This window comes from Phocaeicola plebeius DSM 17135 (genome assembly GCF_000187895.1).
In the GTDB taxonomy this organism is placed as follows: Bacteria; Bacteroidota; Bacteroidia; order Bacteroidales; family Bacteroidaceae; genus Phocaeicola; species Phocaeicola plebeius.
The window spans coordinates 1-25,514 of the sequence record NZ_DS990120.2; the positions used below are offsets into that span (position 1 = coordinate 1).

Below are 25,514 nucleotides of genomic sequence, written 5' to 3' on the forward strand. Positions count from 1 at the left end.
CTATTTCTTTTACTTTAAATTTATCCTGAAACTCTAATAGAAACTCTTGCTGTGGTTGCTTATTATATTTTGCATACCCTACCTGCCCATTACTCTTTACTTCTATAGAATAATTAAACACACTCCAAGGATTATTGGGGTCTGCCGTTCCTAAATATGTCTGATTTTCAATATTAAAATATCCTTTATATGTTGATGGTATAAGGTCCCAACTTCCAGAACTTATATCTTCCGAGTCCCAAACAAAAACAAGTTTATTGTTTGGGTCATTGTTATATTGACCACAAACCAATGGCTTATTATAAGACTTTGAATAAATCAAATATGGTATTCCACTACTAGGTGGCAAAATCTTTAAATAGAATTTTGAAGAACTATAAGCTGAAAGTATCAATTCTTTTCTCATTCCTTGAGTAGAAAGATAAGGCTGTCCAACCACTCCACCTCCTCTGACTTTCAACGCAAAAGGAAGCTCTCTAACAGCATACATATTTGATGAATAAAATTCATCTGTCTCAGGATAATAAGAATAAGATTTCGTTTCTGGCTTTTTTTTAAACTCATCTATATTAGAAAACAGACTCACAGAGTCAGCAACAGAGATAGCTCTTGACTGGATTGAACTTTCTGATGTTTCCGAAAAATCATATAAAAGTTCAGAACTTTTTTCACAAGAGACAAGACCAATAGTCATTGCTCCTACCAATAATTGACTTACGCCCCAAAAAGAATAGAATTTTTTTTTCATAAATATAGTTTTAAAATTATGTCCTTAGAAACAAATACACAATAGAGTTCACGTAGATTTACTTTCTGACGCACGCGAATACGCCACATATACAAAAGGACGAAGAGAAAACAAATCCATGATGCCAAAAACTTTTAGGTAAATATATAAATAGCTCTTACAGCATATTACGTTAAGAGCTATTTATCCCAAAAAGTCAGTTATATTTTACTTAATTTCCCGAAAGACTTAGCCAAAGACGAACTGTTCTTTTAGCCTTATTCTGTTCTCCTTCTAGAATCTTTGCATCACCTTTCTTATAGCTTATTTTTAATTGAGAATCAGTCTGTATAGCATCATATAGAGGAAGCAAAAAGAAATTATCTTCATCTAAAAGTTTTTCCATTATTAACGGAATAATATTTTTACCCATCGCTTGCATTTCTTTAAACTGTGGTAATGTTGTATAAGCGAGAGTACTTGAACTATATTTAGTTTGTGGATTTATTGAAATTTCTTCGTTCCATGAATTAAACAAATCGTTAAACTTAGTCTTTACCTCACAATTAATATTTGCAGCTTTATCAATGACAGCTTGTTTTTCTGCATCAGAAAGTTCAATATCTTCTTGTGCTATCTGTTTTGCAAGTTCCTTTATCTCCGACATATCAGTCTTTGTTCTACTCTCGATAAAAGAAACCAAAATTCTACCATACAAAGTGCCAGATAGCTCACTCCTTTTATGGGTAATACGCAAATAACGCCCAAGTTTTGACTCCCAAGTACCGCTACTATATACAACACTTCCATGAGTCATATCTATACTACTTGTTCCCCAACCATCAACAGTAGCATTGCTACCTTCTGTACTAGTCTGTTCATAATTACAAGACGAACCATATAAAGTTTTAGCATTTTTATACTGTTCTATAAAATCATTGTAAAAAGATTCTGGGTCAATCCATTTGTTAGTTATCCCCATAGAATAAGCAATACAATTATATGTACCTGTTGCTTCTCCTGTTACAGAAATATTATTTACATCTAAATTTGGGAAATCCTTTTTAAGATTATCCTTTTCCGCTTGTGTAGGAACCCTTCTCATAGAAGCAGCTCTAGTAGTAAGTTCGTTTGGATTGGCATTATCCTCCACAGAACCAATCTCTTCGTTTTGCTGACAAGCAATAAGACTAAAAGAGAAACCTAATAAAATTAAAATTTGTTTTCTCATAAAACGATATTTTTAAGTTAGTAATTATTCAGCAAATGCATTTGCATATCGCAAATATACAATACAAATTGTATATAATATAAGAATTATATTGTTTTTTCCACTGTTAATGCTTAAAAACATAATATATTTGCTATTTTTGCAATATACAATCTAAATTATACTAATATGGAAAAAACTTATCATTCATTAAAAGACTTTGAACTATCCTATGGGAAAAATGCTATTGAGAGAGCAAATGATTTCCAGCAGTACATTGAGCAACTAAATGATTTCGGATGTAAAAGCTATTGGATAACTTCACATACAGGTATCGGTTCAACAATGGCAATTGAAGGCTTCAACGAACCTGTTATTGCATTTATTTCTAATGATTATTTAGGTATGTCACAAAGAGAAGAAACTAAACAAGCAGGTATAGATGCTATAAAAAAATATGGAACAGGTGCTTGCGCTGCACAAGTAATAGGTGGTTATCTCGACATACACCAACAGCTAGAGAAAGAAATAGCTTCTTTTGTAGGACAAGAAGAAGCTATTTTATTTTCTTCCGGATTTGGAGCAAATGCCGGAATACTAAGAGCCTTATTGGGTCAAAATGATATTGCATTGATAGACCCTTATATCCACACAAGCGCAATGGCTGGACTAAAAGGAACAAATATAAAACGAATTGGGCATAACGACCTAGAATATTTGGAGAAGGTACTAAAAGAAGTCAAAGGGCAATATCAAACTAAACTTGTAATAATAGATGGTGTATATTCCCAGGATGGGGATTTGTCTTTACTTCCGGAAATTATTACTCTTTGCAAGACTTATGAAACCATGCTGATGTTAGATGATGCACATGGAATAGGAGTAATGGGAGCCAATGGCAGAGGAACAGCTGAATACTATAACTGTTTAGGTCAAATTGATATTATTACTGGCACATTCAGCAAGTCATTTGGTTGCGTAGGGGGATTTGCAGCAGCTTCGAAGAAGATAATACAATACTTGAAATTTTATGCGGACAGCAATGTGTTTTCAGCAGCCCCTACCCCACAAGTCACAGCATCCATACTAAAAGCTTTAGAGATTATAAAAAAAGAACCACAAATAAGAACCAAACTTTGGGAAAATACGAACTATCTTAGAAAACGGTTGAAAGAAGAAGGGTTCGACATAGGAAAATCTGTTTCCCCTATTTTTCCTATTATGATAAGAGATAATAAAAAGGTTTACGAAATTGCTAAAATGTTGCAAGAAAAAGGTATCTTTACAATTGGAATTGTATATCCGGCTGTAAGAACCAAAGAAGCAAGATTAAGGGTCAGCGTTCTTGCCACGCATAAACTTGAACAATTAGAATCTTTAGTCAATACTCTTAATGATATAAATAAGAACATAAAAATAAAATAATAATGAAAGAAAGGAGAAAGCGAAGAAGTGCCAAAGACATAAAGGAAAGCATTATTAATGCGGCAACCCATTTAATTGAAACTGAAGGATTTTCTAATCTAACAGTTACAGGTATTATGCGACAAGCTGAAATTGAGCCTGTACAATTCTATAACAGATATGATGATTTGAATAAGTTCATTGACGAGTATGTAAAAAAATACGACTATTGGTTTAGCGATATTGTAAAATCACAAAAACAATCTAGTAACGATAAAGCACTATATATGAACATTCTTGTAGGTTTATTTCAATCTTTATCAGAAAATAAAATCATGCAAGAACTTCTAAAATGGGAACTAGCTAATAACAATGAAACTAGTCAACGTACCGCTCAACTACGGGAATTGCACACGTTACCTTTATGCCAAAAATTCTCAAACATATTCTCCAATACAGATATTGACATTGTAACTATATCTGCACTAATAATAGGAGGAATATATTATCTTATTTTGCATGATAAACTTTCAACTTTCAGTGAAATAGACTTAAAAAAAGAATCTGACAAACAAAAAGTTATTAAGGCTATAAGCAAATTGTCAGACATTTTATTTACGTTTATACCTTCTTCTATTACTAAAGAAAATATTGATATTATAATAAAAATGAGAGAAGATAATATTCCTGTAGAAAAAATAGCATATTATACAGGAATCCCTAAAGAAATTATTGTTTCTATCTAAAATATCCGTCCAATGAGGAAAAACCCATTGGACGGGTCTATAGCCTAACCAAAAATCTTTTGTTTCACAAAACGACCCTTTTTCTGTACTAAAGAAAACGGTTCTTTTTTTGCTTAATCAAAGAACTTATGTCGCTACGGTGTTTAGTTAACCAATCTTCCAAAATAAACGAAACTAAAGATGAAATAGGTATTTTGGCTTTAGCTTTGAGCAACCCAAACACCTCTTTTACATCTGTATCAACATATAGAACTTCCTTGCAATTATAATTTTTTCCTTTAATGTACTCTAATAAGTCCGTCAAATCCATTTCACTAGAGCCATTAAAATTAAAAACTTCCGAAGAAGTTGTTTCCATTTCTACATGAAGTGGTTCTTTCTCCTCTTCAACTTCATATTTAGCTTCTTGAATAGGAGCTTCATTTATACTACTCCCATGCAATTCTTCACCTCTTATCATTTTAGCTATTTCCAGAACACTAGAAATACCTTCATTTTGCTTTTTCCTTAATTTATCAGCCATGTGCAAATATATACAATAAATGAATAACTTTATAACAAATATCTATTAAAAGAATATTTTATTTTATTGCTCCTTCTTGAATGATATAATCATAAGCATTCTTCACCTTATCAATACACTCATTACTAATTGCTAATGTATTTATACGTTCCATAGCAACAGAAGCTGGTATTTCATCTGTAACAAAACCAACTTGCTTAAGAATATCAACTACCTGTTCTTTTGTTTCATATCTTACCGCAGTTCTCATATTGTTAGGTAAAAAGAATATTTTAGCTTTTACATTTAAATACTGTAACACTTGGATAAAAAAACCTGTACTATCCATTGTAAATTTATCGTATTTAAATGGGCATATTATTATATCCGCAGCTTTAAGAATAGTTCCCAGAGCATCATCATCAATCTTACCAGGCAAATCTATTAATAGATTTCCTTGCTCAACCTTAGTAAAATCACTAATAATTTTAGCAACATTAGATATATCGGTTTGTATAACCTCATATTTAGGTTCATTATCATAGGTCGCAATATCTTCTTTTCTTCTATCCGATAATGAACGCTGAAAATCTAAATCCAATACTAGAACTTCTTTTCCTTTTTCTACTAGATAGTTGGCAAATTGTATGCAATTAGTCGTTTTACCACAACCGCCTTTCTGATTCCCAAATAATATTATCATATCTTACTTATATTTATTAATTTTGTTGCTGTCCTCTTTTCTTTTTCCTATTAGGAGATTTATCTTGCTGTACATTTATATGCTGGCTAAGAATATCACAAATAGCATCAATCAGATTAAATCCCCTTGCCAGTTCTGAATCTTGTTCAACATTTATTCTTTCCATCTTATCAAGAGTAACTAGAGTAATCCTATCTTTACTATAGCCATCTTTTATAATATTGATTCCTAAATCATCAGTACTTACGATTACTTTATTCTTTTTATCTATTAGATAAACTAAATTATCATCTTCAACAAAAAGAATTCCTTTTTCTCTTAATGTAGAATGTAAATCTGAACTATGAGCCAAATAACTATTTATCATATCAGTATAGACAGTATTTTTTTTATCCATATGCTCTTGAATCAAAATATCATCTTTTTTCACATGATAAATTCTACTTAACAACTCGGCTTCTTTAAGTGTAGCAACATTAAATTTATTTGCTTCATACACTCTGCTATTATATCTAAGTTCTTTCAACAGTTTTTTATCAAGAACCAATAAAGCCTTATCATCACCATTTATAAATATTGTGCCATTCATTGAAAACCTATAACCGTAATCTAACATTAATTTCTTGAAACTATCCATTGTATATTTTGTTCCATCTTTCAAAAGAAGATTAATTATACTATTACAGTGTTCAACTTTTGCTTGTTTATTAGGCTCTACTAAAAGTTCCTTCAAATCCATAACTTCCCCACCTTTCAAAACTCTCTTATTTCTATAATCAATTAATGTATATCCATAAGGTTTAGTATGTCCTTTTCCTGTATGAAAGACTAAATTTATACCAAACTTATCTTTCATCAAAGTTTGAAGTTCTGTATAGGAAAGTCCTTGCTTATATTTAAATAAAAGAGCTGTTATCTGTTTTCTTCTTTCTTCATCAGGTGTATATTGTTTAGCTTTATCTTTTATCTGCTCTAATTGAATTGAAGCGTGCTTTTCACCACCCTTATACAAAATTAATAATCCATCCTTTTCTCTTAATTTCCATCCTGATTGTTCAAGTAACAACTTATATTGCTGCACTGTAGAAAAAGAAAACTCCATGTATTTTGAAATATCATCTTTAGCCTTCAAAGCTAAATCAACATTCATTATTTGATTTATGACTTTCTGTGAGCGCACAGCTTCCATATTATCTTTTACCTTCTGTCCGTTCTTCTGTACTCGTGTAGAAACAATATGTACATGATTATTTTCTGTATCAGAATGAAAATATATCATATAAGGATTATTTCCATAACCCATTTTATTTATATATTGCAAAGCTACATTTTTCAAATCCTCTGCCGAATATTCACGCCCCTTACATGAAATCACTGCATGAAATTGTTTTGCCTTGACCGCTGGATTAGTCCTACAGACAGATTCCATATAAGCTATATAATCCGACTTCTTCAAATTATCTGGATTCATAGCAAAATTTTCTGCAACAAGAAGTTCACTCTTGCCTTCCTCATTCTTTCGCTCATTATAATCAATACCAGCGAAAGAAGTTGCCGCTTTTAAAACTACTACTACCATATTTATAACTTCACACCGCAAATATACAAACAAATATTCAATAAAAGAATATTTCAATATAATTTATTCATACAATAAATATACAAATATTATATATTCATATATTATTTATATATATAATATTTTCCCCTAAAGTTTTTGGTATCATAATAATGTTTTCTCTTCGTCCATGCCGGGCAGAACCCGGAAAAGTACGGTATCAAATACCTTCCCGGTTTCTCTCCAGTGCAGGCAGAAAAGGTATCAATTAGATGCAATCCTTTTGCCGATGGGCGGTAGTTCCTGAATGGTGTCGGTGTCTTTTCTTTTATGATGCAGCCGTTTTCCTGTATTCAGGTATAGAGAGAAACGACACAAGGAACTTTAGGGAAAAGAAATAGTAACGCTGTCTTTATCACTAAAATTATATATATAAATATTATATATACATATATTATTTGATTGACATCAACTTACGCCAAGTAACATTCAATTTATCTTGCATAATTACATAGTCTGCCATTTTCTTTTCTACCTCATTAAGAACCTCTTGATTAACTTCTTCCTTATGAATATTTACATACCTAGCCAACTGATTTATATTATTTCCTATACGTTTCATTTCCAAACAAATTTCATCCATCGAACGAATAAATTCTTTAGGGTCAATAAGACCAACTCCTTTCCTAAAGACTCTCTGTCTAAAATAATCTGACATACATTTGCTAGATTTAGAAGCTTTAGTTAGTTCTTCATATTCTAAATTCGTTAAGCGAACTTTCACTATTCTATCTCTTTTATTTGCTTTCATACTATGATACTAAATAATATATGCCCCCAAGTTGCGAGGGGGCTAAACTCCTGATTTATCAGGCAAGATTTGGTTTTTGTGTCCACAAAAACACATCTTGCTATTAATTTCTACAAACGCAAATATATAAATTACTAAACACCCTCCCAAACAAAAGGGAAAAAAATACAATTAGATAAGTTTTTTTGGTATCATAATAATGTTCTCTTATCGTCCATGCCGGGCAGAACCCGGAAAAGTACGGTATCAAATACCTTCCCGGTTTCTCTCCAGTGCAGGCAGAAAAGGTATCAATTAGATGCAATCCTTTTACCGATGGGCGGTAGTTCCTGAATGGTGTCGGTGTCTTTTCTTTTATGATGCAGCCGTTTTCCTGTATTCAAGTATAGAGAGAAACGACACAAGGAACTTTAGGGAAAAGAAGATTTTTCGTGTGGCTCTTTCTGGAACTCTGGAAGTGAAGCGTGTTAATCACATATTATATATTATTTGTTTATATATTATATATTCACATATTATTTATATATATATAATATTGTATTTTGTTCCTGTTCTTTTTCCCTAATGTTTTATGGTATCAATTTTTTGCGTCCGGCTTCCGGCTGCTTTTTGTATTTGGTATCAAAAGGTCGTTCTACAGGGTGTGCCAGGAATGATAATTCGGTATCAATTTCTTTCCCTACAGTATATCAAAAAAGCATAGGGACAAAAACCCAACTTTTTAAAATATGTTTTTTTTAGATAGGGACAAAAACCCAACTTTTGATTGATTATTTGTATCATATAGTGTCTTTTTTTGTTAATAGATGTTCTTTTCCCTAAAGTTTGTGTTAAGATTATGAGAAAAGTTCCTTTTTTATGGGTTTATGTAATAAGAAAAGTTCCTTTTTTGTGTGTTGGTATGATTATCAGGTTTTTTTTATCAGCTAGTGATGGTAGTACCCTTAAAAATGAAAGGGTAACTATCTGAAAAACAACAGATAATGGTAAAAAATCAGGGACAAAAACCCAACTTCTTAGGGACAAAAACCCAACTTCTTAGGGACAAAAACCCAACTTCTTAGGGACAAAAACCCAACTTTTAGACCCCTCCTAGGGACAAAAACCCAACTTTTATTCATCTTCTTTTTCTTCTCCAATCATTCCGGGGAGTATTTCTACTTCTTTTAATAATACGGATAAACAATATTCTGCTTTATTTGAAATTTTATTCCAGTTATCTCTAACATATTCGCCTAGATAAAGCATCTTAGTTACTACTGCTTTATAGTTGCTTAATGTAATCTGTGGAATAAACTGCTGCAAATGCTCGTCCTTCATTGCAAAGTGCAAAGAACAAAAATTCGTTATCATCTTCTTTTGTCCTTTTAATAGTTCTTCTTCCTTCTTTGATAATGCAGACTTAATAACTTTGAAATTAAGTTTATAAGGCTGTGTATCGCCTGAATTACGATAAACTTCTGCCATTTCAAACCAGCAATCAGCCTGTTCAAACAAATCATCGTAAACAGGGCGTATTACACGTTTATACAAATCTTTAAATTCGGGGTATTTATCTTCTAATTTTAAGAATTTCCGAAATCTATCCACATAGATAGAAAAACCACCTTTTTCTTTCCATGAGCTAATCAGCATATACATTCTTATTGTATATCTACTTTGCGCTCTTAAAGCTATCTCTTTTATATAGCGTGTAAAACCTCTATCAACATTAATGAAAACTTTAGCAACCTCTCTATCCATTTCTAAAGAAAAACCTCTTGAATAAGGAGTTTTGGGTATATTTGCCTTAGTGAATAAACCAGTAATAGACCAACTATCCTCACCTGTTATTGGGTCTTTAACATCAAGCTCTACAGGAATACTGATTAATTTACGAACCATGCTTTTTACTTCCTTGTATTGGTCTGGATTAACGCCCAAATCCCGATATGCGATATCTACTCTTATACGGTCTGAATATTCTTGAAATAAAGATAATTGCTCGCATGGAATAGATGTACCATATTTATCTAGATGCTGAATACTTAATTCTATGACATCCTGTAATTTCTCTATAACAGCAATTAAGATTCTAATCTGTACTGTCTTAAAATCACCAGCCATTAATGTAACTACATTAGGTTGTTTCAGCCATGTGGGATTTTCTGGGAGTTTCACAGGAAGATTTGTACGAGGATGCCCTTTCCTAATTCTAACAATCTCACCGTCTATTTCTTCTTTTTCTTCTTTCACCGCACGTTTTCGGGCTTTTATTTCTCTATTTACCATCGCTTATTATTTTGACTGATTAATACTCCAAAAAAAAGTAGAATAAAGAACACAAACATAAACTTGGCTATATAAAATAGCCCTATGAAAATCATTCTAAAAATAGCAATGATAATTTCTAATAGATTTCTTATTATGTTCCTCCAGTCCATTTTCTTTGTTTTATAATTCCTGTCGCCAAAGCTCCGGCTGCACTATTGTATAACCAGCACTTTGCAAATATACTCTTTTAAATTCATCGGGCAACGTTCCTTCAAGGAATTGCTTTTTATGCCTTGATGCAGTTCGGCGGTCATATGGACTATTTTTAGACCAACCTCTTTTAAGAATTAGTTCCTTAAAGCATTCATCTAATGTTTTTGCTTTATCTATCATAATCTTTTCGTAAAGAAATTATAGGGTTTTTCATCCCTTTATACGTTTCACAAGGATTTCCTAACAGTTCGCACATAACAAAATGTACAATTTTTCCTTCATCCAATGATAAATTCGATTTATTTGCTAATTCTACAACTAATGTATATTGATAACTATAGTTCTCAACAACAATTTCTTTTTCATTGGAAACTTCATTGTAAATCTTTCTATACTTATGCCATAAAGACGTATTAAAAAGCTCTACCGTAAGAAAATTGTTTACCTGCTCTGTTGTATAGTCTTCTGGCAAACGTTTCCCTGTAAGTCTATAAACAGCCTCCATTTTTGCTTTTTTTCCTACAAACTTTTTTTTCCCAATCATCTGACAAGAAGGAAGTTCATCCCTAGATATAAAAGGCTTCAAATCTGACACCCTACGATATACCTTATATTCAATAAACATTCTATCTATATTTTGATTATATGACATCTATTCCCTTTCACACTATTCGAAAAATTATGGTCATTTATCCCAATCATAATTATCGTAATCTATTTCCTTTCCTGTAGCATGGCATTCAGCCACATAATCAGCCCATTTTTTTCGCTTCGTCACATCAAAAGGCATACGTAGAAACTCATCCTTCCAAGGCTGTATAAAGTAACCAAAATCGTGTTTGTTCGTTACATACTGAACAGCATCTCTAATGGCGTTATACTCATATCCTTCTTTCAACAATGGTTCGTCACCCAGTTTAGAGTATATGTTTGCCACTTCCCGAAGCATCTTTGCAAATTCTTTGTATGTGGCAAAATTCTTTTCTTTTTTATCCATAATCATTCTTTTTTGTTTTGAGTATTAATTTTTTTCGATGAAAGTATTGGTTGTATTCAACACCCCGGCTGAATCTCGACTTTTGCCATCTCTTATGAAGATTCCTTCTTCTTTCAACCGTTCATAATCAAATTCATTCATCATGATAATGACAATATTTTCATTTGTATATAGCTTACACTTCATAAATTGAGTACCTTCTATTTTTCCAATTACGTCTATTTGGATTGTTCTTTCATTCATAATTCGTTTATTTATATATCGATTTGAGGATTATTCTTGTTTTTTTACTTCATATCCCTTTTCTCTGAGATACGCTGCTATATACTCATCATCTCCGACATCATTAAGGACATCGAAAAGATAACCTTTTACATAACTGGCTACTGCAACCGCATTTGCATACTCGATGTTCTGCGAAATGAATCTCACTTTCTCTGTTCTTCCTAAGCCTCTGAAGGCTTCTTCAATTTTGCTCATATTTATACTGTTTTACGCTAATTCTGTTTCAATAAACTTCATCATCTGATTGTGAAAAGAACCACTCCTTTTTTGCGCAGCCTTACAATCATCAATGGAAAGATTCGATTCCTTAATTATCCCTATTGCGATTGCTGGCATATCTCTGACTACTACAATATGCTGAACAGCAAACCAAATACCATCAATAAATTCATTATTCATATCTTCATTTTATTGGTTAAAACTCATATTCACTTTCATTGAAATTTTCGATTGAATAAATTAAACCACCGAAGTCACCTGCTGAGAAGCCTCCAGTAATATTACTTCGATGTGTTCCCTTATACTTACCAAAGGTTAATGTTCTTTCTTGATTCATTACTATTCTGTTATGCGTTATTTGGTATGATAATCCCATTTTATCTTGACTTATATATCTGGAAAAGAGACCTGTGAACTAAAGACTACTCTTTCTTTTCCTTACGCCTCGATTTGAGAAATTCTTTAGCCGCTTCTTTGTCCTCATGTACTTCATCTGATACATAATATATTATAGCCTTTGAATTGTGAGGATTGTTTTTCCACTTTCTTCCTATTGCATCCGGATTTACAACATATCCTTCTTTTGCCCATTGCAGGGCTGTTAGGCTCTTTTGGTTCATTCTCTTATACCAAAGAACCTTACGATGCATTTTTGTCCGGGGAGTAATTACTCCGTCTGCACATACCAGTCCTTCACAGTTGTAACCGGGGCTTTCCAGAAATTCAATTTCTTTTTGAATTTCTTTTATGCTCATTTTCTCGATGCGTTCCATGTATTGTGCAATCGTTTCATCTGTCATATCCGCTGCCATATTTCATGAATTTATGTATTAAAATAAGGCTATTAACTAGTTTAATAGCCCATTTTTGATTTCAAATACTATCAAACGTATTTATCCAATTCTTTTTCTAGCTTTTCCCTATCAATCTCTGGAAATAGTTCAAGAACAAGACTTAGCGAATCGCAATAATTGTTTGCATAGTTTTCTGTATCCATCAATCGTAACACCATTGAACAAAAAATACTCTTTTCCTGCTTAAAAGTACGATTTAACACAGAACTAGATAATCTGAAAATTTTCTTCTCTACTCCAATCATAAATTAATCCTTTCACATTTCTAATAATTGACTATCAATCTGTAGTTTTCTTCAATGCTTCAAAAGAAGACAAGTAATCATCAACAGCTTTATTTAACGCTGCATATTTATCTTTCCACGTCCTTATTTGCCGTTGTGTTTCAATATACCTATCATTCAAAGTTGCATAATTCTGAATAGCAAATCTAATAGCTTTAGCATCTGTTTTTTCACCAGATAATTTTTTTAGATTTTCTAACTCTGCGCAGGCTGCATCGTCTAAGCGTAATGTAAACTCTTTTTTCATAAAAAAATGATTAATGAATTAATACTGAAAAATAGCACTAACAGTTGGCTACGAAATGGATTTAAGAAGCAATGTTTCATGATTTTGTTTGCTGTTCTTTATACTGGCAGCCAAACCAGCTTTAAAGGTTTGTTTATCTCTTTATTTTCAATACTCAAAGATAGTGATTTTCTATAAATGTCGCAAATAATAGGACAATTATTTTTGTTAAAAATGGTTTTAGGTTTATAGACTGCCGAGGTTTTATTTTTCCCTAAAGTTTTTGGTATCATAATAATGTTCTCTTATCGTCCATGCCGGGCAGAACCCGGAAAAGTACGGTATCAAATACCTTCCCGGTTTCTCTCCAGTGCAGGCAGAAAAGGTATCAATTAGATGCAATCCTTTTACCGATGGGCGGTAGTTCCTGAATGGTGTCGGTGTCTTTTCTTTTATGATGCAGCCGTTTTCCTGTATTCAAGTATAGAGAGAAACGACACAAGGAACTTTAGGGAAAAGAAGATTTTTCGTGTGGCTCTTTCTGGAACTCTGGAAGTGAAGCGTGTTAATCACATATTATATATTATTTGTTTATATATTATATATTCACATATTATTTATATATATAATATTGTATTTTGTTCCTGTTCTTTTTCCCTAATGTTTTATGGTATCAATTTTTTGCGTCCGGCTTCCGGCTGCTTTTTGTATTTGGTATCAAAAGGTCGTTCTGCAGGGTGTGCCAGGAATGATAATTCGGTATCATTTCATCATGCCATGTTTACCCATCAGTGCCGGAACTCCGAAAAGTACGGTATCAATTTCTTTCCCTATAGTTCTTATTGGGTTAGACAACAAGACGCATTAAAATGTATTCTCAAAGTGAGAATGTATTTTAATTTGCGTCATGTTTCCGCTTCTGCAATGCTTACTAAAGTGGAGTTACCTAAAAGGTAGTGGAACTTTACTAAGGATTGCAGAAGGGATAAAGAAACATACCTTAGAAGGGTGGGTGGGTTTACCGATAGCAAAACTATTGGAGCGTAACAAAGTGAAGCGATTAAGCCTTTTTGGTTCTTTTTTGGCGTTTGAAAAAAGAACTCCCCCCAATGAGGGGGGAAGGAACCTTTAAGCAACCTTTGTATTTTTCTCTTCTTCAACTTCTTCCACATCTAGCCTTATATTTAGATGCTGGGCTATGAATTTACTACCTTTAATAGCATCTGCCAATACAGTAAATAAAAATTTAGGTTCTTCTTTTATTGCTTTGCACCATGATTTTAAATAAGCCGCATTTTCTTCTCTGACGGTTACAGAAATACCCAAATATACACCAGACAAAGCCGATATTAATTCTGCTACAAGTTCTTCACGCCCATAATTGAATTTATCATTTTCATAAAATCCTTTTCGATTTAGTCTATTTTTAACACCTGTACTATGTCCCATTTCATGTAATTCTGTACCATAAAAACTTTCTCCGTCCTTAAATTGGCTCTTTAAAGGTAAAGTAATGCTATCATTTGATATTGAATAAAACGCACTATCACTAGAAACCGTTTGAATAGGACATACCCAATTTTGATTCTTATTCATTTCATCAAGTATTGGATTTACATACATTTCTTTCTCTTCTTGTGGCTGTTCCTCTCCTGAAAATTTAGCCTTTAATATATCCCATCTATTGGGATATTTTTCCGCAAAGTTTGTTTGGTCTAAATTAAAAACTTGGAAATATTTTGTATAAGCTGCTAAACGGTATTCTTTTTGTTCTTCTTCTGATAATTTGTTATATTCATCATATGAAATTTTTTCATTTGTCTGACGATGATAAGCACAAAATAATGTATAATAAACAGGAAAAGCAACAGCACCTTTTAGAACATTAATACCTTCGTTTCGTGCTTGATTGAATGTCAAAAAAACAGGAGTTTGATAATTATATTTTTCACACAAAAAATAAAGTAAAAAAGCGTTTCCACCACTATAAGTACGACCTGTTAAATTTTGTGGTAAAAAGTTCTGTTTAGAGTTGACTTTAGAGAACCAAGGTTTTTGCCAATTCATAGACAAGCTTTCAATTTTTTCAACCATAAGGTTTACAAACTTCTCTGCATTTTTATCAAAAGTAGATTTCATAATTTTGTTTGCTGTTCTTTATACTGGCAGCCAAACCAGCTTTAAAAGTTTATTTATCTCTTTATTTTCAATACTCAAAGATAGTAATTTTCTATAAATGTCGCAAATAATAAGACAATTATTTTTGTTAAAAATAGTTTATAATCGGCTGATTTTTAACGTATTATCTTTTCCCTAAAGTTTTATATATTTTGGGTGAGAGATAAGGTTTTATAAACGGAATATTCCCTTTAGGGAACATGAAGTCTATAAAACCGAATATCCAATGCCTTGCTTTTGTAGGTGCTTCATAGAAGCGGTGAAAAAAGCAAAGCATTGGATATACCTTAGAAGGGTGGGTGGGAAAATGCGTTAGGGATTGCAGCGGAAAGCCCACAGCGTAGCGAGGACTTGCAGCGAAAAGCCCGACCTGAAAGGTAACGCCCTATTTATTTCTTCTATTCATCAATCTTACTTTTTCATAGCGTAAATACCTATACAAAGTAGCCTTACTTCCAATGTGTAAAATTCTACATATTTCATCTATAGAATAATCCCGATTTTCATATAAACGCTTTGCTGCTATAGCTTTTCTCTTTGCATCTTCCGATAACCCTATAGGTCGTCCCGTAAGTTTCCCTCGTTCTTTTGCAGCTTGTAATCCAGCCCTAGTTCGTTCTACTATTATTTCACGTTCATATTCAGCCAATGAAGCAAAAATTCCAAATTGACATCTTCCTAAAGCACTATTAGTATCAATACCATCAACTATGCTTTTGAATGCAATTTTTCTTTTCTGCAAACAATCAACTATATAAACTAAATCTTTCAAAGAACGTCCTAATCTATCTAGCTTCCAGATAACAAAAGTATCACCTTCTCGCAAATATGCAAGGGCTTTATCTAATTCGGGTCTATCCTTTACTCCTGATACTTTTTCCTCAAATATAAGTTTGCATCCGGCTTCTTTTAAAGCATCTAGCTGCAAATCTAAATTCTGTTCCCTCGTTGAAACACGAGCGTAGCCTATTATCTCCATTTTATTTAAATCCAAGTTTCATAAATTCAACTATTCGCGAAACTATTTTAAACTAGGGCTTTCCCCCCTGTTATTACCTCTAGTACTATTATAAATCAAAAGTACAGAAAAAGGGTCGATTAATGAAACTTTTAAATTTAAGAATATGAGTTATTCACAATTTATCATGGCTGTATTTGCCATTTATGTAGTTTACTACGCTGCAAACATCCTGTATGATGCTTTCCTAAAGCAAAGCAAAACCAATACAGGTGAAGAAGAAGAAATTATTTCAATAGGAGAGGAAGAAGAAATACCTCACAAAGTTGTAGATGAAGATTTTGAAACAGGCTCATACGAAAAAGAAGATGAAAAAAAAGAATCTGAACAGAATTATGTATCTGTAAATGAATCTATTGAAATGGAAGTTGAAACACAAGGTATTCCAATGGAACAACTTCTTGCTAAAGGGAAAAGCATGTTTTCACACGTAAATTTTAACAAATAAACAACTAATTTTTATTCAAATGAAAAAGTTTTTTTCAAAAATTGCTCAAAGAGCATTCGCTTTAGCCATTAGCATAATGGTAGTAACTAACACTTTTGCACAAGGTGCTGCGGGAATTGATGCAGCTAGTTCTGAACTTGCAACCTACATGGACCCCCTAGGAAACATGATGATGATACTAGGAGGTCTAGTAGGATTAGTTGGAGCAGTGCGAGTTTATTTAAAATGGAACTCTGGTGACCAAGATGTACAAAAGGCTGTTATGGGCTGGATGGGGTCATGTATCTTTCTGGTTGTATCAGGTGTTGTCGTAAAAGCATTCTTCGGAATCTAATATGTCGAAAGAGTATCCAAGTTACAATGTATATAAGGGGCTACAAAAGCCCCTTATTTTCAAAGGATTTAAAGGCAAGTTCATATATATCGGTGGAGCTTGTATTATTAGTGCTTTACTTTTATGTGCTATTGTTTCTACTCTGGCTTCTTTTATGTGGGGAGGTATAACTCTTGTAATAGTTATGTTTGGAGGGTTAGGAATAACATCGCAATTACAAAGAAAAGGGCTTCACAGGAAAGATAAACGAAAAGGCATATATATAGTATCACGCACTTTTATAAGAGATAGAAAAAAATAAAGCTTATGAAAAAGAAAAGTGAATTTGAAGCTCCTTATATTGGTATTGAAACAATAGACAATACTCCTATATTCTATAACCGAAGGGGCGACTATTCTGTTATCATTAAATGTGAAAATCCTATAATACAGTATTCAGCAGATATGGATGCTTACTATGATTTTCACCACTTATTTACTAATATCCTCAAAGTATTAGGAACTGGATATAGAATACAAAAACAGGATATTCTATGTAAAAAATCATTTTTACCACCCCAGAATAGGAAGAACGACTATTTATCAAATCGTTATTTTGAACATTTTAAAGGACGAATATATACTGATATTTCTACTTATCTTGTTATTACAGGAGAAGTAGAAAGGTCTAAATTCTTTTCTTTTGACCCTCGAAGGTTTGATACTTTTATTAGAAACATCACAAAAGTATTAGGACTATTCGCTAACAGAGGAATAAGAGCTAAACTATTAAATGAAAATGAAATAGAAATATATATAAAAAGATTTCTATCTATCAATTTCAATCAGCAAACAGTAAGCCTAAAAAATATCAAAGCAAGAGAAGAAAATCTTATAATTGGAGAAAAAAACGTACAGTGCATTTCTCTTGTAGATATTGACGAAGTTAATTTTCCTTCTGTTATAAAACCATATAAAGAGGTCAATATTGGGCTAAGGTTTCCTGTTGACTTACTCTCTTTTTTGCATGATACACCAGGTATAGACACAATTATCTATAATCAAGTAATAAATATTCCAGACCAACGAAACGAAGCAAACAAATTAGAAGGCAAAAAGAAAAAACATAAAGGAATGCCTGACCCTGCAAATGATTTATGTGTAGAAGACATAGAACGAGTGCAGTCGGATATTGCCAGAGAAGGGCAAATGCTTGTATATGCACATTATAATATAATTCTTGCTGGTCTTGATGATATTAGTAAGGCTATCAACTATGTTGAAACATCTCTTTTTGATTGTGGCATTATTATTAATAAACAATGCTTCAACCAATTAGAATTATTCGAATGTGCACTGCCAGGAAACGCAATCAACCTAAACAGTTATGACAAATTTCTAACAACTTCCGATGCTGCAATTTGTCTTTTGTTCAAGGAAAAATTACAAGTAACAGAAAACAGCCCTTTTCTTACTTATTTTACAGACAGACAAGGATTGCCTGTTGGAATAGATATGTCCGGGAAAGAAGGTGAGAAAAAATATACAAATAACTCCAACTTCTTTGTTTTAGGTCCAAGTGGTTCTGGTAAGTCTTTCTATGTCAACTCCAAAGTAAGACAATGGGTTTTAGATAACACTGATATTGTATTGGTAGATACAGGGCATAGTTATTCAGGAATGTGCGAATACTATCATGGCAAATACATTACTTATTCTGAAAGCAAGCCTATATCTATGAATCCTTTCCGAATTACTGAAGAAGAGTATAATGTAGAAAAGAAAAACTTTCTTAAATCATTAATTTTCCTGATATGGAAAGGTGCAAATGGTGAGGTCAAAAAGCAAGAAGAAGAAATTATGGATATTACCATAGAAAAATACTATTCTTTCTACTTTCATCCCTTTAATGGTTATTCAGATGCGGAAAAAGAAGCCATACGTGAAAATTTACTACTCGAATTTCAAGTCAATGAAGAAGAATTTGAAAACGAAAGGGAAAAAGAAGAACGCAAGATACTTTCCGAAAAAATAGAGAAATTACAGCAACTAGTAGAAAAAGGAGAAGGCGGAGAAAAAACCAACGCAGAAAAAGCGATACAAAACATTCTCATCGAAAAAGGCTTTACACGCCAAGAGCTTGATAATCCTGAAACTAGATTACTTTCTATAATAGAAAGACGAATCCAGAAGAAGGAAGATATATTGAAAGAAATAAAAGTTGAAAGCTTATCTTTTAACTCTTTCTACGAATTTTCCCTACGCATTATACCTATCATTTGCAAAGAGAACAAAATTGATTTTGATATTACTAACTATAAGTTTCTATTAAAAAAATTCTATAAAGGAGGACAGTTAGAAAAAACTCTTAATGAGGATTTTGACACTTCCCTTTTTGAAGAACCCTTTATAGTTTTTGAAATTGATGCAATTAAAGATGACCCTGAATTATTTCCAATAGTAACCTTAATTATTATGGACGTTTTTATTCAAAAAATGAGATTAAAAAAGAACAGAAAGGCATTAATAATTGAAGAAGCATGGAAAGCCATAGCTAGCCCTATGATGGCTGGCTATATACTCTATTTGTATAAAACAGTTCGTAAATTTTGGGGTATGGCAATGGTTGTTACTCAAGAACTGGAGGACATAATTAGTAATCCTGTAGTCAAAAACTCTATAATCAGCAACTCCGATATTATATGCCTATTAGACCAAAGTAAATTTATAGACAAATATCAAGAAATAGCAAATCTTTTATCCCTAACGGAAGTAAATCAAAAGCAAATATTTACCATAAATCAACTTCCCAATAAAGAAAACCGTAATCGGTTTAATGAAGTATTTATAAAAAGAGGAAATTATGGAAATGTATTTGGAGTAGAGGTTTCTCTACACGAATATTTCACATTTACTACAGAACGAATTGAAAAAGATGCTGTTGGATATTATCATATCATTTATGGTAGTTTCCAAACAGGATTGGATAATTTTATAATAGACCTAAAATCTTCCAAATTAAAAAATATGGATTGGGTTTTACAAGTCAATAAGGTACTAGGGTATCACTCCGATGATGGAAGCCTAAAAGATATACTTAACATCATAGGGGAACAACCATTATATAAGTATATCCTAGATAAATACAAATGGATTACAAACCGTTAAAGATAATATCATGAAGAAAATCCTATTTATTTTAGTGGTAGCATCTACTTTAACCCAAGTTGCATATTCGCAAAAGGCAGTCTTGGATATAACCTGTATGGAAACACTTATAGCTAATCATAAGGTGCAACATACTTCTTTCTCTAAAGTGAAAGAGAATGAAGCTCAAATAAGCCTTATACAAAAACAAATCAGTGAAAAAATGGTTCAGATTGAATTTTTCCAAAGCAAATTTTATAATAGCCTAAAATCTGTAGAAGCCATCATAAAAACAGGAAAAGATATTATCTACTGCACTGATATTGCAGCAGATATTGGTAAATATCAAAAACAAATGGTTGAACTTGCTGTAGGTGACCCGGCTTTATTATTGGTGTCAGCAAAAACAGAGCTAGAATTAGTAAATCGCACTGCGGATTTGACACAATACATTTATCAGGTCGCTATTGTCGGGACAGATGTAAACCTTATGGATAATAAGCAAAGAATAGACTTGCTTAAGTATGTTATTAATGAACTAAGAAACATGAGAGGTATAGCATACGCTGTATGCCGACAGATGAAAACAGCAAAAAGAAATGGAGTATTACAAACATTAGCTCCGGGGGTATTTAAATACAAAGATAATCGTTCAAAATTAGTTGATGATTTATTACAGAATTATAAAGTAAAACCTAAAAGATAATATGAAAAGAGTGCTTTTATTTTTTTCCCTAATGTTGATTATTGGTACTTCTAATACCTATTCCCAAATGCCTGTAAAGGATAAAGGGAAATGGAGCGTGCTTAATAATATGGAATTTATGGATAGAGTACGACTACAACCAGAATGGTATCATTACTGGATATGGTATAAAAAGGTTTTGGGTATTAAAATTCCTTTGCCGGGCTTAGGGTTACACGACAAATACGGGAAGGAAGATAGACGTAATTTCCAGTTACAAGAAATTCCCATGATGGCAGCCGTAGAGTACAATAAATCAGAAACAGAAAAAGAAGGGTATAATGTTGATACCATATATAGACAGGAACTCTTCAAATTTGGAGATAAAGAAATTGATTATCAATATACTTTAACTAAAAATCGTAGAAATGATATTCTTAATGATATAAATAAAAAACTTGTCGAATATTCTTCTAATGGCGGTAATAAAGAACATGTTGAAGTTATAACTGATGAAGTTACTAGAATAAAAAAGAACATAGATATAATCCATGATTCACATATGAGTAACTCTAAAAAAAGGGAAGCCTATTTAGATTTTGATAAAGAACTAATAGAGGTTCTTTCATTAATAACAAGATTGAATAATATAAATAAAACAATAATGAGCCATGAATGAGTTAATAGATAAATTCTTATTTGAATTATTTGATGGACTAAGAGATAAAACAACTGTTCTATTCGGAGAATTTATTGCGGATGCACAAGCATTGGCAGCAATCTTTATGTTGTTATATTTTGGAGTAGAAAGCTTCAAAATGATGAGTGGAGATAAAAAATTAGAGATTATCCCGTTATTGCGTCCATTCGCACTGGGATTGGTTCTTATGTTCTGGATTCCCTTTATTAATCTAATCAGTTATCCCGGAGAGTTATTAACAGCACGAAGCAAGGCTATGTTTACGAATCAGATAGAAGAAGTAGAATTACTTTCTCGTAATAGATATGCACTCATTGATAGCGTAGCAGTAGAGTTATTACATACTTCATTAGAAGTTGAAAGAGCCGAAAATGAAGTTAAGGATAAGAAATGGTATGATTTTAGTATAGACTTCTCAGCTATTGGAGACAAGATAGCTGGATTATATGTATATGTAGTCGCTAAGGTTAAAATGATAATGTTTAATATCATTGAATTTATTGTCGTTACTTTTTGGCAAGTATGTACCTATTTTGTCTTTTTCCTACAAATCATATTCACAGGAATATTAGTTATTCTTGGTCCACTAGCTTTTGCATTCTCTGTTTTACCTGCATTTCGGGATGCTTATATACAATGGATAGCTCGTTTTGTCAGTGTTAGTTTATATTCATGTATTGCATATATAGTATTATCAATTTCTTTAGTAGTAATGCAATATGGGATAGAAAGAGAAATTGAAATTTTAGAATATGCGCTTAGAAATGAAGCTGCATTTGTCATGTATGTCGGAATGACCTCTGGAGGTGTCAATAGCTTCCTTCTTACAGCATTACTTGGAGCATTTGCCATGCTTACAATACCTTTTGTTTCTACATGGATTGTAAGTACAACTGGAGTAGGGCAAGCAGTAGGAGGCATGGTTGGAGGAGCAGCCATCGCAACCAAAGCTGTAGCAGCTCCGGCTACAGGTGGAGCCAGTGCAGCTATGTAAAAAGATTCATTAAATTTTAAATTCACATAATCATGATTATTAAAAACTTAGAAAATAAAATCAAATTAGCCGGAATTTTATCCATTGGCTGTTTTGCAACTAGTATAGTTATTTCAGGTATGGTACTAGCCTTTTGTTTCTCTTTAGTAAAAGCTGAAAGAAAAAAAATATATGTTTTGGATAATGATGTCCCTGTACTAGTAAAACAAACTGGTACAGAAGTCAACTTGGAAGTCGAATGTAAGAGCCACATAAATCTATTCCACACTTTATTTTTCACATTACCACCAGACGATGAATTTATAAAATACAACATGGAAAAAGCCATGTATCTAATTGATGATAGCGGATTAAAACAATATAATAATTTAAAAGAAAAAGGATATTTCAACACCATATTAGCGAGTTCTGCAACAGTAACAATTATGACAGATAGTATCAAGGTGGACATGAACAACCTATCTTTTGAGTACTATGGCATCCAACGTATAGAGCGAGAAACCTCTATTCTAAAAAGGCAACTTGTAACTACAGGGAAATTAAGACAAATTCCACGTACTGAAAATAATCCTCATGGACTTATTATCACAGATTGGAAAACGATACTAAACAAAGACCTAGATTATAAAGTAAAAAAGAATTTCTAATGAAACTGTTTAAACATAAAAAGAATGATAGAAAAGAAAGTATCAAGACTAAAGCCGAGCAAGCTACAGTTGTTCTTCTTACTAAAATATTTCAAAAGTTCGGAGTTAATAACGCTTGTGAACGCTTATTGGCGTGGGCTGATATACACCGTAAAGCTATGTTTGGAATTACGATTTCATTCCTTTCTTTCGTCACAATTCTATCATTAGTAATGCGTCCAGAAAGAAAGCCAATGCAAGTTTTCAACGAAGAAAAAAGCAAAGTACAAATTAACATTGATAGTACCCTACAAAAAAAACAAGTAGGAGTTCACGACTTGTTAGAAGTGATTAAAATGCAAAATGAAATTAATGAGCTAAGAAAAAATGGGAAATTAACTCCAGAAGACACTATACGAATAAAAAATTTATACAATAAATTAAATAAATAGCGTATGAAACAGATTGATATTAAAAAGCCTAAGTACATCATTCCGATACTCATCCTACCTTTTATTCTAGGGATAGGATGGCTAGTTAAGGATATGATAAACTCTGCCCCAGCAGAAGAAACTACATTAGTAGAAACGGAAGAATTAAATCTTGATATTCCTGATGCTAATTTAGAAAAAAGAGAGATAAAAAGTAAATTTGAATCACTCAAAGGAGCTTTCAATAAATCTTCTGATTATTCATCAATACAAACCATAGATAAAGAAGAAGAAGTTAGCGAAATTGAAAGTTCTGGTTCTCTTTACTCCAATGATGAAATAAGGCAAATTGACAGTTTAAATCAAGCTTCTAGAATCCGAGAAAAGGAATTGGAACAACAAATAAAAGGATTTCCTACTATAGATGAATCAAGTCAAACAGAAACTAGGAAAGCTCCTGAAAAATCCAAGATGCAAGAAGAAATGGAGCTTTTTAAAATGCAAATGGCTTATATAGATTCATTACAAAATCCACGTCCTAGAACACCTCAAAAAAAACAAGATGAAAAGCCAAAAGAAAAGGCTATAGAAGTTGTAAAAGCGAAAAATCCCGCAGAAGTATATTTTAATACTGTAGGGAAAGAACAAAAAACTTCACTAATCACAGCTATATTAGATGAAACTTTAAAAGTAACAGATGGTAGCCGAGTACGCATACGGCTTCTAGATGATATAATGATTAATGACGCTCTTTTAACTAAAGGCACTTACCTATATGGGAATGTATCTGGCTTTAAAGCTCAAAGAGTACACATTAATATTTCCTCTATAATGGTTGATGGCAGACAAATGAAAGTAGATTTATCTGTATATGATAATGACGGACAAGAAGGTTTCTTTGTTCCTTCATCAGCTTTTAGAGATTTGAGTAAAGATGTTGGAGCGCAAATAGGAAGCCAAACTATACAAATGAACAGCCAATCAGAAGGAGTAGAACAATTCGCTTTAGGTGCTTTACAAGATGCTTACCGTAGTACAACCCAAGCTCTTTCCAAAAACATCAAAAAAAACAAAGCCAAATTAAAATATAACACACAAGTTTTTTTAGTAAACAACAAAGATAAAGAACAATAATATGAGAAAGATTTTTATTGCATTATGCACAATGGTTTCTGTTATTACAGGAAATGCACAGAACACCCCTATTGGAGAAAACATCGAGCTTGCAGGTGAAAACCCAGAAGAACTAAAGGTTATATACGTCAACAAAGATGTTTCAACGCATTTTATAGCTATGGAAGATATAAAATATGTTGATATATCAGTCAATGATATTGTTGGCGATATTCCTACTGGTAACTCTCTTAGAATAAAGCCCACAAAAGAAGGAGCTAGTGGAGTTATCACCATTGTTACAGAAAGATTTTTCGTACAATATATGCTAGTATATAGTAGCGATTTAGCAAAAGCATACACTCGCTTTAATATCCCTTATGCTGATTTACGTAGCTATATGAATCCAGAAGTGAACTTAACCAAAGCACAAATGTATGATTACGCACATAGAATGTTTATTTCAAAAAATAAATTCTATGATGTTTCCAGTAAAAGTAACCTAATGAAAATTGTACTAAACAATATCTACACATTAGATAAGTATTTCTTTATTGATATTTCTATGATTAATAAAACAAAAATACGATATGATATAGACCAAATACGCTTCAAAATAGAAGATAAAAAACAAACAAAGGCTACTAATTTTCAATCTATAGAAATACTTCCATTGATGCAAGTTAATAAGAATCTTGTTTTCAAGAAGAACTATCGAAATATTTTTGTCTTTGAAAAATTTACTTTCCCAGACGAAAAAGTTCTTACCATAGAAATATCTGAAAAACAGATTTCAGGACGTACTATAACATTAAGAATTGATTATGCAGACATTCTTCATGCAGATGCTTTTACTGAATAAAATTTTA

31 protein-coding genes and 1 pseudogene are annotated in these 25,514 nt (G+C 32.3%); 13 read left to right on the plus strand and 19 right to left on the minus strand.

Going from position 1 to position 25,514, the window contains the following annotated elements; genetic code table 11:
• Both BACPLE_RS03705 and BACPLE_RS03710 read right to left on the minus strand, forming a co-directional pair.
• Nucleotides 1-748 (minus strand): annotated as a pseudogene (locus BACPLE_RS03705) (hypothetical protein); the annotation flags it as partial.
• Nucleotides 749-959: 211 nt separating this feature from the next.
• Nucleotides 960-1,958: a DUF7689 domain-containing protein gene (locus BACPLE_RS03710; RefSeq protein WP_004295351.1), complete on the minus strand. Its 999-nt coding sequence runs from the start codon at nt 1,956-1,958 to the stop codon at nt 960-962.
• 168 nt (nt 1,959-2,126) lie between these two features.
• Between BACPLE_RS03710 and BACPLE_RS03715 the strand changes: the two genes are divergently transcribed.
• A complete protein-coding gene (locus tag BACPLE_RS03715) occupies nt 2,127-3,362 on the plus strand; it encodes an aminotransferase class I/II-fold pyridoxal phosphate-dependent enzyme (RefSeq protein ID WP_007559081.1) in 1,236 nt (411 codons plus the stop codon).
• Between the two features lie 2 nt (nt 3,363-3,364).
• Complete coding sequence (locus BACPLE_RS03720; protein WP_007559082.1) at nt 3,365-4,087, plus strand: TetR/AcrR family transcriptional regulator; 723 nt, start codon at nt 3,365-3,367, stop codon at nt 4,085-4,087.
• Nucleotides 4,088-4,175: 88 nt separating this feature from the next.
• Here the strand turns inward: BACPLE_RS03720 and BACPLE_RS03725 are convergent, their stop codons facing one another.
• The 17 genes from BACPLE_RS03725 to BACPLE_RS03815 all read right to left on the minus strand — a co-directional run bounded on the left by BACPLE_RS03725 (nt 4,176) and on the right by BACPLE_RS03815 (nt 16,149).
• Nucleotides 4,176-4,610: a hypothetical protein gene (locus BACPLE_RS03725; RefSeq protein ID WP_007557648.1), complete on the minus strand. Its 435-nt coding sequence runs from the start codon at nt 4,608-4,610 to the stop codon at nt 4,176-4,178.
• Nucleotides 4,611-4,668: 58 nt separating this feature from the next.
• Entirely contained in the window at nt 4,669-5,292 is a 624-nt protein-coding gene (locus BACPLE_RS03730; protein WP_004295355.1) for a ParA family protein, read from the minus strand.
• Between the two features lie 16 nt (nt 5,293-5,308).
• Entirely contained in the window at nt 5,309-6,871 is a 1,563-nt protein-coding gene (locus tag BACPLE_RS03735; protein ID WP_007559083.1) for a relaxase/mobilization nuclease domain-containing protein, read from the minus strand.
• A 433-nt stretch (nt 6,872-7,304) separates the two neighbouring features.
• Nucleotides 7,305-7,661 (minus strand): plasmid mobilization protein, encoded by a 357-nt coding sequence (locus tag BACPLE_RS03740; protein ID WP_007557662.1) that lies wholly within the window; start codon nt 7,659-7,661, stop codon nt 7,305-7,307.
• A 1,113-nt stretch (nt 7,662-8,774) separates the two neighbouring features.
• Nucleotides 8,775-9,932: a replication initiation protein gene (locus BACPLE_RS03745; protein WP_007559085.1), complete on the minus strand. Its 1,158-nt coding sequence runs from the start codon at nt 9,930-9,932 to the stop codon at nt 8,775-8,777.
• Nucleotides 9,933-10,094: 162 nt separating this feature from the next.
• The gene (locus BACPLE_RS03755) at nt 10,095-10,307 is read right to left on the minus strand and encodes a hypothetical protein (protein WP_004295360.1); all 213 of its coding nucleotides are present in this window, start codon (nt 10,305-10,307) and stop codon (nt 10,095-10,097) included.
• Nucleotides 10,297-10,779, minus strand: a complete 483-nt coding sequence (locus tag BACPLE_RS03760; RefSeq protein WP_007559088.1) for a hypothetical protein — start codon at nt 10,777-10,779, stop codon at nt 10,297-10,299. Before BACPLE_RS03760 ends, BACPLE_RS03755 begins: the two co-directional genes overlap by 11 nt.
• Nucleotides 10,780-10,812: 33 nt before the next feature.
• Complete coding sequence (locus tag BACPLE_RS03765; protein WP_007559090.1) at nt 10,813-11,130, minus strand: hypothetical protein; 318 nt, start codon at nt 11,128-11,130, stop codon at nt 10,813-10,815.
• A gap of 18 nt (nt 11,131-11,148) precedes the next feature.
• On the minus strand, nt 11,149-11,367 hold the full coding sequence (locus BACPLE_RS03770; RefSeq protein ID WP_004295363.1) for a hypothetical protein: 219 nt from the start codon (nt 11,365-11,367) through the stop codon (nt 11,149-11,151).
• A 30-nt stretch (nt 11,368-11,397) separates the two neighbouring features.
• Nucleotides 11,398-11,604 (minus strand): hypothetical protein, encoded by a 207-nt coding sequence (locus BACPLE_RS03775; protein WP_007559092.1) that lies wholly within the window; start codon nt 11,602-11,604, stop codon nt 11,398-11,400.
• A 12-nt stretch (nt 11,605-11,616) separates the two neighbouring features.
• The gene (locus BACPLE_RS03780; protein WP_007559094.1) at nt 11,617-11,808 is read right to left on the minus strand and encodes a hypothetical protein; all 192 of its coding nucleotides are present in this window, start codon (nt 11,806-11,808) and stop codon (nt 11,617-11,619) included.
• Between the two features lie 16 nt (nt 11,809-11,824).
• A complete protein-coding gene (locus BACPLE_RS19405; protein WP_007559096.1) occupies nt 11,825-11,965 on the minus strand; it encodes a hypothetical protein in 141 nt (46 codons plus the stop codon).
• A gap of 85 nt (nt 11,966-12,050) precedes the next feature.
• Nucleotides 12,051-12,440 carry a hypothetical protein gene (locus tag BACPLE_RS03790; protein WP_007559098.1) on the minus strand — a complete coding sequence of 130 codons (390 nt, stop codon included), beginning with the start codon at nt 12,438-12,440 and terminating at the stop codon, nt 12,051-12,053.
• A gap of 71 nt (nt 12,441-12,511) precedes the next feature.
• Nucleotides 12,512-12,727, minus strand: a complete 216-nt coding sequence (locus BACPLE_RS03795; RefSeq protein WP_007559101.1) for a hypothetical protein — start codon at nt 12,725-12,727, stop codon at nt 12,512-12,514.
• Between the two features lie 34 nt (nt 12,728-12,761).
• Nucleotides 12,762-13,013, minus strand: coding sequence for a hypothetical protein (locus BACPLE_RS03800; protein WP_004295365.1), 252 nt, complete (start codon nt 13,011-13,013; stop codon nt 12,762-12,764).
• Nucleotides 13,014-14,120: 1,107 nt separating this feature from the next.
• The gene (locus BACPLE_RS03810) at nt 14,121-15,131 is read right to left on the minus strand and encodes an ArdC family protein (RefSeq protein ID WP_005780952.1); all 1,011 of its coding nucleotides are present in this window, start codon (nt 15,129-15,131) and stop codon (nt 14,121-14,123) included.
• Between the two features lie 424 nt (nt 15,132-15,555).
• On the minus strand, nt 15,556-16,149 hold the full coding sequence (locus BACPLE_RS03815; RefSeq protein ID WP_007559111.1) for a recombinase family protein: 594 nt from the start codon (nt 16,147-16,149) through the stop codon (nt 15,556-15,558).
• 145 nt (nt 16,150-16,294) lie between these two features.
• Here BACPLE_RS03815 and BACPLE_RS03820 point away from each other — a divergent pair, with 145 nt between their 5' ends.
• From BACPLE_RS03820 to traN, 11 genes are read left to right on the plus strand one after another with little or no spacing between them, the layout of a single operon-like run.
• Nucleotides 16,295-16,636 (plus strand): hypothetical protein, encoded by a 342-nt coding sequence (locus BACPLE_RS03820; RefSeq protein ID WP_007559113.1) that lies wholly within the window; start codon nt 16,295-16,297, stop codon nt 16,634-16,636.
• A 19-nt stretch (nt 16,637-16,655) separates the two neighbouring features.
• Complete coding sequence (locus BACPLE_RS03825) at nt 16,656-16,970, plus strand: DUF4134 domain-containing protein (RefSeq protein WP_004295370.1); 315 nt, start codon at nt 16,656-16,658, stop codon at nt 16,968-16,970.
• 1 nt (nt 16,971) lies between these two features.
• Nucleotides 16,972-17,271: a hypothetical protein gene (locus tag BACPLE_RS03830; protein ID WP_004295371.1), complete on the plus strand. Its 300-nt coding sequence runs from the start codon at nt 16,972-16,974 to the stop codon at nt 17,269-17,271.
• Nucleotides 17,272-17,276: 5 nt separating this feature from the next.
• A complete protein-coding gene (locus BACPLE_RS03835) occupies nt 17,277-20,117 on the plus strand; it encodes a TraG/VirB4 family ATPase (RefSeq protein WP_007559115.1) in 2,841 nt (946 codons plus the stop codon).
• 10 nt (nt 20,118-20,127) lie between these two features.
• Nucleotides 20,128-20,802: a hypothetical protein gene (locus BACPLE_RS03840; RefSeq protein ID WP_004295374.1), complete on the plus strand. Its 675-nt coding sequence runs from the start codon at nt 20,128-20,130 to the stop codon at nt 20,800-20,802.
• Nucleotide 20,803: 1 nt separating this feature from the next.
• Nucleotides 20,804-21,460: a hypothetical protein gene (locus BACPLE_RS03845; RefSeq protein ID WP_007559119.1), complete on the plus strand. Its 657-nt coding sequence runs from the start codon at nt 20,804-20,806 to the stop codon at nt 21,458-21,460.
• Nucleotides 21,453-22,475 carry a plasmid transfer protein gene (locus tag BACPLE_RS03850; protein WP_007559121.1) on the plus strand — a complete coding sequence of 341 codons (1,023 nt, stop codon included), beginning with the start codon at nt 21,453-21,455 and terminating at the stop codon, nt 22,473-22,475. The genes BACPLE_RS03845 and BACPLE_RS03850 overlap by 8 nt, the downstream gene beginning before the upstream one ends.
• Nucleotides 22,476-22,507: 32 nt before the next feature.
• Nucleotides 22,508-23,122, plus strand: coding sequence for a conjugative transposon protein TraK (gene traK, locus BACPLE_RS03855; protein ID WP_005647312.1), 615 nt, complete (start codon nt 22,508-22,510; stop codon nt 23,120-23,122).
• Entirely contained in the window at nt 23,122-23,553 is a 432-nt protein-coding gene (locus BACPLE_RS03860; RefSeq protein ID WP_007559125.1) for a hypothetical protein, read from the plus strand. Before traK ends, BACPLE_RS03860 begins: the two co-directional genes overlap by 1 nt.
• Nucleotides 23,554-23,556: 3 nt before the next feature.
• Entirely contained in the window at nt 23,557-24,666 is a 1,110-nt protein-coding gene (gene traM / locus BACPLE_RS03865; protein ID WP_007559128.1) for a conjugative transposon protein TraM, read from the plus strand.
• Between the two features lies 1 nt (nt 24,667).
• Nucleotides 24,668-25,507 carry a conjugative transposon protein TraN gene (gene traN, locus BACPLE_RS03870; protein WP_004295380.1) on the plus strand — a complete coding sequence of 280 codons (840 nt, stop codon included), beginning with the start codon at nt 24,668-24,670 and terminating at the stop codon, nt 25,505-25,507.
• The last annotated feature ends 7 nt before the right edge of the window (nt 25,508-25,514 follow it).